This is a genomic window from Rhodococcus sp. FG69 (assembly GCF_057808915.1).
In genome coordinates this window covers 14,495-26,811 of record NZ_JBMDIX010000028.1, presented here as the reverse complement: position 1 = coordinate 26,811, position 12,317 = coordinate 14,495, and the positions used below count along the sequence as shown (strand labels likewise).

Annotated in this window: 13 protein-coding genes and 1 riboswitch; of the genes, 7 read left to right on the top strand and 6 right to left on the bottom strand. The window is 62.4% G+C overall.

Annotated features, from left to right (window positions below; genetic code table 11):
• Positions 1–279: 279 nt before the first annotated feature.
• Both ACODSO_RS20165 and ACODSO_RS20160 read right to left on the bottom strand, forming a co-directional pair.
• Complete coding sequence (locus ACODSO_RS20165; RefSeq protein ID WP_068381483.1) at positions 280–813, bottom strand: C40 family peptidase; 534 nt, start codon at positions 811–813, stop codon at positions 280–282.
• Between the two features lie 43 nt (positions 814–856).
• Positions 857–1,021, bottom strand: a riboswitch (cyclic di-AMP (ydaO/yuaA leader).
• A gap of 115 nt (positions 1,022–1,136) precedes the next feature.
• Positions 1,137–1,316 carry a hypothetical protein gene (locus ACODSO_RS20160; protein WP_489038505.1) on the bottom strand — a complete coding sequence of 60 codons (180 nt, stop codon included), beginning with the start codon at positions 1,314–1,316 and terminating at the stop codon, positions 1,137–1,139.
• 249 nt (positions 1,317–1,565) lie between these two features.
• Between ACODSO_RS20160 and ACODSO_RS20155 the strand changes: the two genes are divergently transcribed.
• Together ACODSO_RS20155 and ACODSO_RS20150 are read left to right on the top strand one after the other, a co-directional pair.
• On the top strand, positions 1,566–3,290 hold the full coding sequence (locus ACODSO_RS20155) for a DEDD exonuclease domain-containing protein (protein ID WP_489038504.1): 1,725 nt from the start codon (positions 1,566–1,568) through the stop codon (positions 3,288–3,290).
• 56 nt (positions 3,291–3,346) lie between these two features.
• On the top strand, positions 3,347–3,622 hold the full coding sequence (locus tag ACODSO_RS20150; protein WP_068380980.1) for an Lrp/AsnC family transcriptional regulator: 276 nt from the start codon (positions 3,347–3,349) through the stop codon (positions 3,620–3,622).
• 5 nt (positions 3,623–3,627) lie between these two features.
• Here ACODSO_RS20150 and trpD read toward each other — a convergent pair whose 3' ends face one another.
• Together trpD and ACODSO_RS20140 are read right to left on the bottom strand one after the other, a co-directional pair.
• Entirely contained in the window at positions 3,628–4,701 is a 1,074-nt protein-coding gene (trpD, locus tag ACODSO_RS20145) for an anthranilate phosphoribosyltransferase (RefSeq protein ID WP_489038503.1), read from the bottom strand.
• 77 nt (positions 4,702–4,778) lie between these two features.
• Positions 4,779–5,210: a hypothetical protein gene (locus tag ACODSO_RS20140; RefSeq protein ID WP_489038502.1), complete on the bottom strand. Its 432-nt coding sequence runs from the start codon at positions 5,208–5,210 to the stop codon at positions 4,779–4,781.
• Between the two features lie 223 nt (positions 5,211–5,433).
• On the opposite strand from ACODSO_RS20140, the gene ctaE reads away from it, so the two are divergent.
• The 5 genes from ctaE (at position 5,434) to ACODSO_RS20115 (ending at position 10,497) form a co-directional block, all read left to right on the top strand.
• On the top strand, positions 5,434–6,045 hold the full coding sequence (ctaE, locus tag ACODSO_RS20135) for an aa3-type cytochrome oxidase subunit III (RefSeq protein ID WP_068380990.1): 612 nt from the start codon (positions 5,434–5,436) through the stop codon (positions 6,043–6,045).
• Positions 6,046–6,146: 101 nt separating this feature from the next.
• A complete protein-coding gene (qcrC, locus tag ACODSO_RS20130; protein WP_068380994.1) occupies positions 6,147–7,010 on the top strand; it encodes a cytochrome bc1 complex diheme cytochrome c subunit in 864 nt (287 codons plus the stop codon).
• Complete coding sequence (gene qcrA, locus ACODSO_RS20125; RefSeq protein ID WP_489038501.1) at positions 7,007–8,200, top strand: cytochrome bc1 complex Rieske iron-sulfur subunit; 1,194 nt, start codon at positions 7,007–7,009, stop codon at positions 8,198–8,200. The genes qcrC and qcrA overlap by 4 nt, the downstream gene beginning before the upstream one ends.
• Before the next feature lie 2 nt (positions 8,201–8,202).
• Complete coding sequence (gene qcrB, locus ACODSO_RS20120; protein ID WP_489038500.1) at positions 8,203–9,936, top strand: cytochrome bc1 complex cytochrome b subunit; 1,734 nt, start codon at positions 8,203–8,205, stop codon at positions 9,934–9,936.
• A gap of 294 nt (positions 9,937–10,230) precedes the next feature.
• Complete coding sequence (locus ACODSO_RS20115; protein WP_068381003.1) at positions 10,231–10,497, top strand: helix-turn-helix domain-containing protein; 267 nt, start codon at positions 10,231–10,233, stop codon at positions 10,495–10,497.
• A 93-nt stretch (positions 10,498–10,590) separates the two neighbouring features.
• Here the strand turns inward: ACODSO_RS20115 and ACODSO_RS20110 are convergent, their stop codons facing one another.
• Together ACODSO_RS20110 and ctaC are read right to left on the bottom strand one after the other, a co-directional pair.
• A complete protein-coding gene (locus ACODSO_RS20110; RefSeq protein ID WP_068381005.1) occupies positions 10,591–11,007 on the bottom strand; it encodes a cytochrome c oxidase subunit 4 in 417 nt (138 codons plus the stop codon).
• A gap of 18 nt (positions 11,008–11,025) precedes the next feature.
• Positions 11,026–12,105 carry an aa3-type cytochrome oxidase subunit II gene (gene ctaC, locus ACODSO_RS20105; protein WP_489038544.1) on the bottom strand — a complete coding sequence of 360 codons (1,080 nt, stop codon included), beginning with the start codon at positions 12,103–12,105 and terminating at the stop codon, positions 11,026–11,028.
• Positions 12,106–12,317 lie beyond the last annotated feature (212 nt).

Sequence of the window (12,317 nt, the reverse complement as noted above, 5' to 3'; positions counted from 1 at the left end):
GTCGCCCAGCCACCCGGCTGGGCGACGATAACGTCTGGAAAACAAACCCTACCCATGAGTAGGGCCTGTCGGGGAGAAATCGAGTCGTAGAACTCGGACATTTCTCGACGATCCGGCGGCTTTGCTGGACCGACGGACTCGGCTAGGTTACGGAACGGTATCGCGAGAGTCCATTCGAGTGAGTGACGACCGACCATCTCGGCCCAAAACGACCAACAGCATCAGGCGCGCCGAAGACGGCTGCAACCTGATGCTGTCGGAAGGGGTCGATCATGGAGATCAGTAGCGACGCGCTCCATCGGAGGGCATCGAAGACACGGGAGCGACCTTCACAGGAACGCCCGATGTCGATGCATGGATGACGTTGCCGTTGCCTGCATAGATTCCGGAGTGCGAACCGCCGTAGAAGGACACGACGTCGCCCGGCTGCAGGTCCGACATGGACACTGGAGTACCGGCGGCGGCCTGGTCGTAGCTGGTACGAGGAAGGCTGATTCCGGCCTGCTTGTAGGCCCACTGGACGAGACCCGAGCAATCGAACGAACTCGGACCCGCTGCGCCGTAGACGTACGGCGCACCGATCTTCGACTCAGCGGCCTGTACGGCCTTGGCTGCCGGCGTCACCTGAGGTGCCACGGGGGCAGGCGCGCCTGGCATGCCCGGGATCTCGGCAGGCAGCGGAGGAAGACCTGGGATTTCCGGAACCTCGAAAGTGCCGATTCCGGGGATGGTGATGGGAGCCGCCATTGCGGGGGCAGCGGGTAGAACGACCGCACCCGCGGCGATCGCACCTGCTACGAGAATTCGACGCATCTGACGGGTTGAAGTATGTGACGCCACGAGAAGGGGTTGCTCCGTTTCTTCCGTTCATCCGCCGACCGAGTTAGCTGACGGGTTCGGGCTGGGAAGATCAGCCCTACCCGCGTCGTCGCTTTCGCGATTCGGCGGGATTCACCCCAATAAAAATCGGGTTCCCGGTACGGGTGCTCTTGCGTGCATCCCGATTAGGCGGTGCCCTGCGACGCCACTCCGGTTTGGACTGGCGAGACTCCGCAAGGTCTCAGGAAGGTTACGAAATGGCATACCCCCGTGTCGACCCCAACGCGCCGACGAGTCGGGTCAAGTGCGATTCCGTGCTAGATCGCGCGGCGATCGCCCGCGGGGTCACGATGCGATAACGACCCATCGCCGGAGGGCTCCTCACCGTCCGTCACGAGACGCAGACGCGGTACGAGACCACCCTCTGCAAGGATGCCCATCGCACCCAATTCCTCCTGGTCGAGGGCAATTCGAGGCGGCCCCGAACTGACGGGCACACCATCCCTCGTGGGCAATCCCGGAGCCCCGAGGAGGACCGTCACAACACAGTCGGCGCACGAGATGTCGCGCACCCTGCAATCACCGCAATCGACGATCATGTGATCCTCGTCTCTTTCGTAGGTCAGCTCGCGTTTTCGGTCGCTCGTCCCGAACCTAACGGCACACTCCGACACATTTCCCTCAGCGGTCCACCGACGCTCATCACGCCGGCTTCCTGTCGGTATGCGGCGCTACCGTCCTGGGTTGTGAGCCTGCCGATCCAACTGAGCTTCGACGAACTCGACACTCCGTTGCACGAAACGACGTTCGTCGTGGTCGACCTCGAGACCACGGGGGGCAGCGCCGATACCGAGGCGATCACCGAGATCGGCGCAGTCAAGGTCAGAGGCGGTCAAGTCATCGGCGAGTTCGCGACACTGATCGATCCGGGCCGATCGATCCCCCCGTACATCGTGGAGTTGACCGGTATCACCAGCGCGATGGTCATCGGCGCTCCGCGGATCGAACGCGTACTGCCAGGCTTCCTGGAATTCGCCCGCGGTTCGGTTCTCGTTGCCCACAACGCACGGTTCGACACCGGGTTTCTCCGGGCAGCGGCCTCTCGACTGGACATCGCCTGGCCCAAGTTTCAGGTGCTGTGCACCGTCAAACTTGCCCGACGCGTGCTCACTCGCGACGAAGCACCGTCCGTCAAATTGTCCGCCCTCTCGTCCCTCTTCCAGGTGAGCACCCAACCGACGCACCGGGCACTCGACGACGCCAGAGCCACCGTCGATGTGCTGCACGCTCTCATCGAGCGTGTGGGCAACCAGGGCGTACACAGCTACGCAGAGCTCGTCGACTACCTGCCGACCGTGTCCGCCGGACAGCGCGCCAAACGTTCGCTCGCGGCCCAGCTACCCCGTACCCCTGGCGTGTACCTCTTCAAAGGTCCCGGAAACGAGGTTCTGTACGTCGGCACCTCCAACAACCTTCAGCGGCGAGTTCGCAACTACTTCACCGGGTCGGAGACCCGCGGCCGCATGAAGGAGATGGTGGGCCTTGCGGTCGCTGTCGATCACGTCGAATGTGCACACGCTCTCGAAGCCGGCGTCCGAGAACTCAGGCTCCTCTGTGCCCACATTCCGCCGTACAACCGACGATCGAAGTTCCCCAAAAAAGGATGGTGGATCACGACGACATCCGAGGCGTTTCCGCGCCTGTCGGTGGTACGAACACCAGCACCGGACTCGATCGGCCCGTTTGCTGTTCGCGCCGATGCTGCCGACGCAGCCGCCCTCATTGCCGAGTTCTATGCCATCCGCACATGTACGCGTCGGATTCCGAGATCTGCGGTGCACGATTGCGAGCCGACAGCGGTCGGCGGGTGTGCGGCTGCCAGCGCCGAGGCGATCTCACTAGAGCAGTACGCGCCGGTGCCCGCGCGTTTCCATGCCCTCGCCCGCGGGAACGACGCCAGTGCCCTCGACGCAATCAGAGACAGAGTCACCGCGCTCGCCGATGCCCACCTCTTCGAATCGGCAGCACGGCTACGCGATCGGCTCGCCGTTCTGGCCGATGTGTTGCGGCGGCTGCACCGTCTCCACGCTATCGCTGCCATTGCCGAACTCGTCGTCGCACGGAGAGCCGCTGACGGCGGGTGGGAACTCGCGGTCGTGCGATACGGCAGGCTCGCTGCGGCGGCGACCACATCACGCCGTGTCCACCCTATGCCGGTCGTGGAGGCCATCGTCGCCGCTGCGGAGACCGTCGTTCCCGACACCACACCTTTGCGCGGCGCATCGCCGGAGGAGGTTGGACTCGTCGCGCGGTGGCTGGACTCGGACGGGGTCAGAATCGTGCGCACGACCGACGGGTACGCCGAACCCGTTCACGGCGCGGGCGGATGGAAGCAATGGTGCGCGACCGCCCGCACTGTTGCGCGGCTCGAACGCGGCACGCACGACGAACCGATCGGACGGGCGCACTAAACTCGGTCTCCATCACATGGTCGAGCTAGGTACCACCGAGGTAGTGAAGGAGCTCCATGATCAACGCCATCGTCATGATCGACGCCGAGGCTCACGCGATCCCGGAGACCGCCCAGGCGGTAGCAGACGTCGACGGTGTCAGCGAGGTGTATTCGTGCGCCGGCGACGTGGACCTGATCGCCATCGTCAAGGTGCGGGATCACCAACAGATCGCCGAGGTCGTCACGCAACGGATCAACAAGGTGCCGGGGGTCGTCAACACAGCAACCCACATTGCTTTTCAGTCCTACTCGAGTGCAGACGTAGAAGCCGGCTTCTCGATCGGCGAATAACGGCGTCAGTCGAGCTGGTTCGACCTCGCGACCCAACGTTCCAGCAACTCGGCAGTGGCGCCTGAGTCGAGAGCAGCTGCGCCGCGCTCCAATCCCTGCTTCATCCGCGACGTCAGATCAGCGGCGTCGATCCCCCCGGATATGCCGTCGAGGGCAGTGAGCGCGGCCGCAGCGTTGAGAAGCACAGCGTCGCGGACCGCACCGTGTTCGCCCCTGAACACCGACCGGGCAATGTCGGCGTTGAAGGCAGCGTCTCCGCCCTTCAACGATTCGATGGGGACGTAGTCGAGACCGAAATCTCTCGGATCGATCTTCGTGACGGTCACCGAACCGTTCGACACGACATGAACCGTGGTGGTCGTCGACATCGTGATTTCGTCGAGCCCATCGTCGCCGCGCACGATCAGCGCGCTCGATCCCCGATCGGCGAAGACCTGGGCGACGACGGACACCAACGATTCGAAGGCGCACCCGATCAGACCTGCCCGAGGTTGTCCGGGGTTCGTCAGCGGGCCGAGGACGTTGAACACGGTTGGAATACCGATTTCCTTGCGCGGTGGACCCGCGAATCGGAGCGCCGGATGGTAGATGGGGGCGAAACAGAATCCAATTCCTACCTCGCGAACTGTGGTCGCCACTCCCGCCGGTCCCAACCCGAACTTCACTCCCAACGCTTCGAGCACGTCGGTCGTCCCGCTCTGCGAGGACGCCGCCCTGTTGCCGTGTTTGACGACGCGGCCACCCGCCGCCGCCACGACCACAGCGGCCATCGTGGAGATGTTGACCGTGTCGGCGCCGTCGCCTCCGGTCCCCACCACGTCGACGGCGTTCGGTTCGCTGTCGACCAACGTCGCATGCGCGAGCATCGAATCGGCAAGTCCGCGCACTTCTTCCGGGGTCGGCCCTTTCATCTTCAGAGCGACACCGAATGCGGCGATCTGCGCTGCCGTGGCGTTGTCGGACATGATCTCGTCCATCGCCCAACTCGTGTCGGCACTGGAGAGGTCGGCATTCGACGTCAGCGCCCCGAGTACCTTCTTCCAGGTCCTGCTCGGCTCACCGATCTTCGATTCGATCATCTTCTCCCCGCACCTTCCTCGACATCGGACAAGCCGACCCACACGAGGAGGTCGGCCGCGACACGCGCCCGCAAAGCCTAATCAGCGATGTCCCTTCGGGCCGTACCAGGTGGCGAGGCGGCGTCAGGTTGCAGAGCATCCCACCCCACCACGATGCCGCCACGACGCTGAGCCAGTCCGGCCATCCGGGACCGCTCCTGAGAAATGTGCAGGGCATCGATGACCTGCACCCGCTGCAGTGTCACCTCGACTCCGTCGACGACGTCCATGCGATAGCCGGCATCGGGCACGTTCGGTTCCGGGAAAGGTCCATCTGAACGCTCGTATCCGTCCTGGGACGCGATGTTCGCAGCATCTTCGACGGTGTCGGCGGGCAATACGAGGTGGTGTCGAAACACGGTTTCTGCATCCGCGTTCCATCCGCCCACGCTCGTGGCCCGATCCAGCGCCGACGACGCAGATTCGGCGTCGTCGAACGACCATGCGACTGCGACCAAGTCCGACCGCATGGGGCTCAGTGGGACCGTCTTCGATCGCGCAAAAAGTCGCCGGAACCAGGACGGGCCACCGTTCGTTGACATGAGGCAAGCCTTCCACGGCACGATGCACCAGGCTCGATCAGGGGTCCTGACCTGGACATATCTCGTGCCGCTCATGGACGGCGCTTCGGGCGACGCGCCAACAACAGACCCGGGTATGCCTTCGGTACTACGAGCAGTCATACTTCTTTCTGTGACGAGCGCTGTAGGGACTCAAGGATCGGCAATCACCCAACGCGTGCACTCGCTGAACCGCCCGAATATGGTCAGCGTCGGCACGATCGTGTGGCTGTCTAGCGAACTCATGTTCTTCGCCGGACTCTTTGCGATGTATTTCGTCGCGAGGGCCCAGGCCAACGGCAACTGGCCACCGGAACCGACCGAGCTCAACCTTGCGCTCGCCGTTCCGGTCACCGCCGTGCTTATCGCGTCCTCCTTCACCTGCCAGCTCGGGGTCTTCGCCGCCGAGCGAGGTGATGTTTTCGGACTGCGCCGCTGGTACATCATCACTCTGGTCATGGGCGCCTTCTTCGTCGCCGGCCAGGGCTACGAGTACTACCACATGGTCCACGAGGGCACGACGCTGTCGTCGAGTGTGTACGGATCGGTCTTCTACATCACGACCGGCTTCCACGGACTCCACGTCATCGGCGGTTTGATCGCTTTCGTCTTCCTGATCACGCGAACCCTGGTCAGCAAGTTCACCCCCGCACAGGCCACGGCCGCCATCGTCGTGTCGTACTACTGGCACTTCGTCGACATCGTGTGGATCGCACTGTTCGCCACCATCTACTTCATTCGCTAGTGCACGTAAGAAGATCAAGTGATTTCAGCTCTACACCAGCAGCGGACGTTCGGTATCAGCCCCCGACGTTCAGTCCGTCCCGACACGACAAGGGATAGAAGATGAGTTCATCTCCCCCAGCAGCACCCGGTGACAGCACCAGCGGATCCGTGTCTGCCGCCACGAGTCGGCGGAAGCGCAAGACGCGTCGCCGAGTAACCGGCGCACTAGTACTGATGATGGGTCTTCTCAGCGCGGGTTTCCTCGCCTCGGCCCTCACCCCGACACCGCAGGTTGCAACCGCCGACCAGGATTCGGCTGCGCTGATCCGTGAAGGCAAGCAGTTGTACGACACCTCGTGTGTCACCTGCCACGGCGTGAATCTGCAGGGCGTGCAGGACCGCGGACCAAGCCTGATCGGCGTCGGCGAGGCCGCCGTCTACTTCCAGGTGTCGACGGGTCGTATGCCTGCAGTTCGCAACGAGGCTCAGATCATGCGGAAGCCGCCGAAGTTCGATGACAAGCAGATCGATGCTCTCGGTGCCTACATCCAGGCCAACGGCGGCGGGCCCACCGTACTCCGTGACAGCAACGGCGAAGTCGCCCAGTCCTCGCTGTCCGACGGCGATATCGCCCGCGGTAGTGAGCTGTTCCGTCTCAACTGCGCGTCCTGCCACAACTTCACCGGTGAAGGCGGCGCACTGTCCTCGGGCAAGTTCGCCCCCGCGCTGGGACCTGCCACCGAGCAGGACATCTACACGGCAATGATCACCGGACCGCAGAACATGCCGAAGTTCTCGGATCGCCAGCTGACGCAGGAAGAGAAAATCGACATCATCTCCTACGTCAAGTCGGCTCAGGACACCAAGGCGCCGGGAGGCTGGGGTCTCGGAGGCTTCGGTCCCGCAACCGAAGCTATTGCCATCTGGGTCATCGGAATCAGTGCCGTTGTCGGCGCAACACTGTGGATCGGAGCAAGGTCATGAGCGACGCTGATTCCGGGCGTGCCGACAGCGGCCACGGCGACGGCGACAACGTCGACAAGGTGGATGTGAACAAGAAATACACGGACGAAGAACTTGCGGGCATGACGCGCGAGCAGCTCGTCGAGCTAGGAACCAACCTCGACCACGTCGATGTTGCCTACCGCCGCAACCGTTGGGCAGTGGAGGGCACTCGCGCCGAAAGGCGTGCCGAGCGCAGCGTGGCGTTCTGGTTCGCCCTGTCCGGTGTCTCCGCAATTGCCTTCATCGCGATCTACCTCTTCTGGCCTTGGCAGTACGCCGGGATGGGCGAAGAGAACTACGACGCGTACTCGCTCTACACCCCGCTGATCGGCCTGACCATGGGCCTGGCGATTCTCGGTGTCGGTGTCGGCGCAGTCCAGTACACCAAGAAGTTCATTCCCGAGGAAGTGTCGATCCAGGACCGTCACGACGGCCAATCTTCCGAGGTCGACCGCAAGACGCTCGTCGCGGAACTCGGTGACTCCTTCGATACCTCGACCATTGCTCGCCGCAAGGTGATCAAGCGGTCGCTCTACTTCGGCGGCGGCGCACTGGGAATCATGGCGATTCTGCCTCTCGGTGGTCTCATCAAGAACCCATGGGCCGAAGGCGACAAGTCGCCGCTCTGGGTTTCAGGTTGGACACCGCGCTACCCTGGAGAAACGATCTACCTTCGGCGCGACACAGGACGTCCCCACGACGTCGTTCTGGTTCGTCCCGAGGATATGGATGCTGGAGCCATGGAGACGGTGTTCCCGTTCCGCGAAGCTGATCGCGACGACGATCACGCACTTCTCGCATCGCTGCGAGGAATTCGCAACTCCGTCATGCTCATACGCTTGCGCACCGAGGACACCGCCAAGGTGACCAAGCGGAAGGGTCAAGAGAGCTTCAACTACGGCGACTACTTCGCGTATTCCAAGATCTGCACGCACCTTGGTTGCCCGACGTCACTGTACGAGCAGCAGACCAACCGCATCCTCTGCCCGTGCCACCAGTCGCAGTTCGATGCGCTGGAGTACGGCAAGCCCATCTTCGGACCGGCAGCACGCGCGCTGCCACAACTTCCGATCACCGTCGACGAGGATGGATTCCTTGTCGCCGACGGTGACTTCATCGAAGCCCTGGGACCTGCCTTCTGGGAGCGCCCCACCGGTAGGGAGAGCTGATCATGAGTCCCTCACTCCAGACCCTGGCTGCCAAGCAGGCTAACGACGTCGACAGCCGTTACCACCTGGCACCGGGACTACGTCGCCAGATCAACAAGGTCTTTCCGACGCACTGGTCCTTCCTCCTCGGAGAGATCGCGCTCTACAGCTTCGTCATCCTGCTCATCTCGGGTGTGTTCCTGACGCTGTTCTTCGACCCCTCGCTCAGCGAGGTCGAGTACAACGGCATCTACGAACCACTCCGCGGCGTCGCGATGTCACGTGCGTACGAGACGACCTTGAATATCTCGTTCGAGGTGCGCGGCGGCCTGTTCATGCGTCAGATTCACCACTGGGCAGCGTTGATGTTCGCGTGCTCGATCATCGTGCACATGCTGCGCATCTTCTTCACCGGTGCGTTCCGTCGTCCGCGTGAGGCCAACTGGGTCATCGGCTGCTTGCTACTGATCCTGGCGATGTTCGAGGGCTTCTTCGGTTACACACTCCCCGACGACCTCCTTTCCGGCACCGGTCTTCGCGCTGCATTCTCGGGCATCACGATGAGTATCCCGATCATCGGAACGTGGATGCACTGGTTGATCTTCGACGGTGACTTCCCCGGCACGATCATCATTCCGCGCCTGTATGTAGCGCACGTTCTGCTTCTGCCCGCAATCATCCTTGCGCTGATCGCGGCTCACCTCGCGCTCGTCTGGTACCAGAAGCACACACAGTTCCCCGGACCGGGCCGCACCGAGCAGAACGTCGTCGGTGTCCGAATCCTCCCGGTGTTCGCGGTCAAGTCCGGCGCATTCTTCGCCGTGACGTTCGGCATCCTGGCTCTGATGGGTGGTCTGTTGCAGATCAACCCGGTCTGGAACTTGGGTCCGTACAACCCGGCACAGGTGTCCGCGGGCTCGCAGCCGGACTTCTACATGATGTGGACCGACGGTCTTGCCCGACTCTGGCCGGCCTGGGACATCTACATAGGTACCCGATACACGATCCCCTCTGTGTTCGCCGTCGCCCTGATCATGGGGTTGGTCTTCACCGTGATGATCGCGTATCCGTGGATCGAGAAGCGGCTTACCGGCGATACCGCTCACCACAACCTGCTGCAGCGCCCGCGCGACGTTCCGGTTCGTACCGCAATCGGAGCAATGGTTCTGGCGTTCTACATCGTGCTGACGCTGTCGTGCGTCAACGACATCATCGCGTACAAGCTCGATATCTCACTGAACGCGATGACGTGGATCGGCCGAATCGGAATGCTCTTGCTGCCACCGATCGCGTACTTCGTGGCCTACCGCTTCTGCATCGGCTTGCAGCGCAGCGACCGCGCAGTCCTCGATCACGGAATCGAGACCGGCATCATCAAGCGTCTACCGCACGGTCAGTACGTGGAGGTCCACCAGCCACTCGGACCCGTCGATGACCACGGACACCCGATACCGCTCGACTACCAGGGCGCTGTCGTCCCGAAGAAGATGAGCAAGCTCGGTTCGGCCGGCAAGCCTGGTTCAGGATCGCTGTTCCGCCCGGACCCGGTAGCGGAAAGCAAGGCACTGGAAGAAGCAGAGCACCATGGTGAGATGGAACAGCTGGCCATGCTGAAGAACTACCAAGCCTCGATCTACGGCAACGGTTCGAACGGCTCGGGCAATGGCCGCGCGAACGGCAACGGTTCCAACGGCCATGCGAATGGCACCGGCTCCGACAGCTCTCCCGCTCGTCAGGACAGCGACAGCGAGCACTGAGAACGATTCACATACGAGTAAGGGCGGCACCTCCACAGGTGCCGCCCTTTTTCGTGTGTCCACCCTTCGCGTACGTCGGACTGCCGTCTATCGAGAATGCACCTGAGCACATGCCGTCGTTTGGACGACGACGGTCGGCCCGGCCCCACTCCCCCACCGACGACAGTCGTCGAACCGTCACGCGGCGCCCAGGATCAACAGGACGCCTCGATGAGGTCGCTCAGAACCTTCGGATGTCGTTCTCACGCGCTCGGCCCGAGTACTCATGTCTGTTCCGGTATTACTATTGGCCTCATGGTGCGAATCCCCCTCGGCCCTGAAGAGTTGTCCCGAGGCCTGCGGCTAGGCGAACTACTCAGATCGACACGCGGACCTCGGACAATGAGCGAGGTGGCAACCGAGGCAGGAATTTCCGTCGAGACCTTGCGAAAGATCGAGACCGGCAGGATCCCCACTCCGGCGTTCTTCACCGTCGCTGCGCTGTGTAGGACGTTGAAGCTGTCGTTGGACGACGTCGCGGCTGTGACGGCGCGTAAGGCCGATCGAGCCGACGCTTCCTGATCTCTGGGCGGACGCCTACCGACAAACGACGAGAGCGCCGATCCCCCTGAGGGGATCGGCGCTCTCTCGTTGAGCAGCTGGTGAGCTACTGCGTCAGTGCTTCTCGGGTCCGAGGTGGTACTCGAATACCAGGCCGGCGGCGGCCGCAAGGATCAGTACAACACCCAACGCAATGAGCCACCACAGGAAGAACGCGAACCCGATGGCTGCCACCGATGCTGCACCGGCAAGCACGATGGGCCAGAAGCTTCCCGGGCTGAAGAAGCCCAGATCGCCTGCCCCGTCGCTGATCTCTGCATCGTCGAAGTCTTCCGGACGCGTATCGAGGCGACGTGCCACGAACCGGAAGTACGTACCGATGATGAGGGTCAGGCCGACCGACAGAGCGATCGCTGTGACGCCTGCCCATTCCACACCGGTGCGCGAGAATCCGGTGAACAGGGCGTAGACGATCCCGACAAGAAGAAAGAAGACAGTCAGGACCTCGAAGATCTTGGCTTCGATTTTCATTTCAGCATTCTTCCTGGGTCAGTTGCCGTCGGCGACGGATTCGGACTTCTGCGTGCGATCCGTAGTGAACGGGTGGGTGCTGGTGGCAACAGGAGACTGGCCGATCGCTTCCAACGCCTGAGCGTTGGTCAGACCGTCGCCGCCATCGGACTCGGGCTTACGAAGCTCGATGTACTCCTGGAAGTCCTCCGGAGACACCGCACGAACTTCGAAGTTCATCATCGCGTGGTACGTGCCACACATTTCGGTGCAGCGACCGACGAATGCGCCTTCCCGTTCGATCTCGGAGATCTGGAAGACGTTGTCCGAGTGGTTTTCCTTCGGGTTGGGCAGAACATCGCGCTTGAACAAGAATTCCGGAACCCAGAACCCGTGAATGACGTCCGACGATGCGAGCACGAATTCGATGCGCTTGCCGGTCGGAAGCACCAGCACCGGAATCTCGTCGCTGGTTCCGATTGTCTCGATCTTGTTGTAGTGCAGGTAGGACAGGTCCTGCGGGCTGACACCGTGGATCGCTCCGGGGACGAACTCGCCGTCCTCGCTGCCCTCCGCCTCACCCTCGGGCGGAGTGGCTGCAGCTTCCGCAGCGGCCTGAGCCTCGAGGTCGGTGCCCTCGTACTTTCCCTCGCCGTCCTTCAGATCGACCGTCTGGTACCCGAACTTCCAGTTCCACTGGTATGCCGTCACATCGACGGTGACGTCAGGGTTCGGCTCCTTCTCGTCGACGTAGTTCTGAACGACGACCGTGAAGTAGAAGAGCACAGCAATGATGACAAAGGGAACGGCCGTGTAGAACAGTTCCAAAGGAACGTTGTACGCCGTCTGCCGTGGAAACTCCGGCGAGTCCTTCTTCTTCCGGTGGAAGATGACCACCCAGAAGATCAGTGCCCACACGATGATGCCCATGATCAGGGCGGCCACCACGGACCACGTCCACAATTCGCGAATCGACCTACCCTGGGGAGTAATGCCCGACGGGAAGCCGAAGCGAAGGACATCATTGTCGATGGAACAGCCGGAGAGCAGCAACGCGGCTAAGCCGAGAAATGCTGCAAGCCCAGCTCGCCGAAGGATCCGACTCTGCGCCACGTTCACGCCTTCCTGATCGCTCACCACTGAAGAATGAGGGCCTCCACATGCGGATGCCCTAGTACTACGCAGCGTAGACCAAAGCCGCCACAACACCACTGTCGGGTCGCCTGCGTTTCGTCGACCGTGTCTGCGGCATACTCGATACTTTCCGTGCCGCCACGGGCGTGACCAACGCGTGCGCCATGCAACACGGCGGCACCATCTCCCAATCGCGA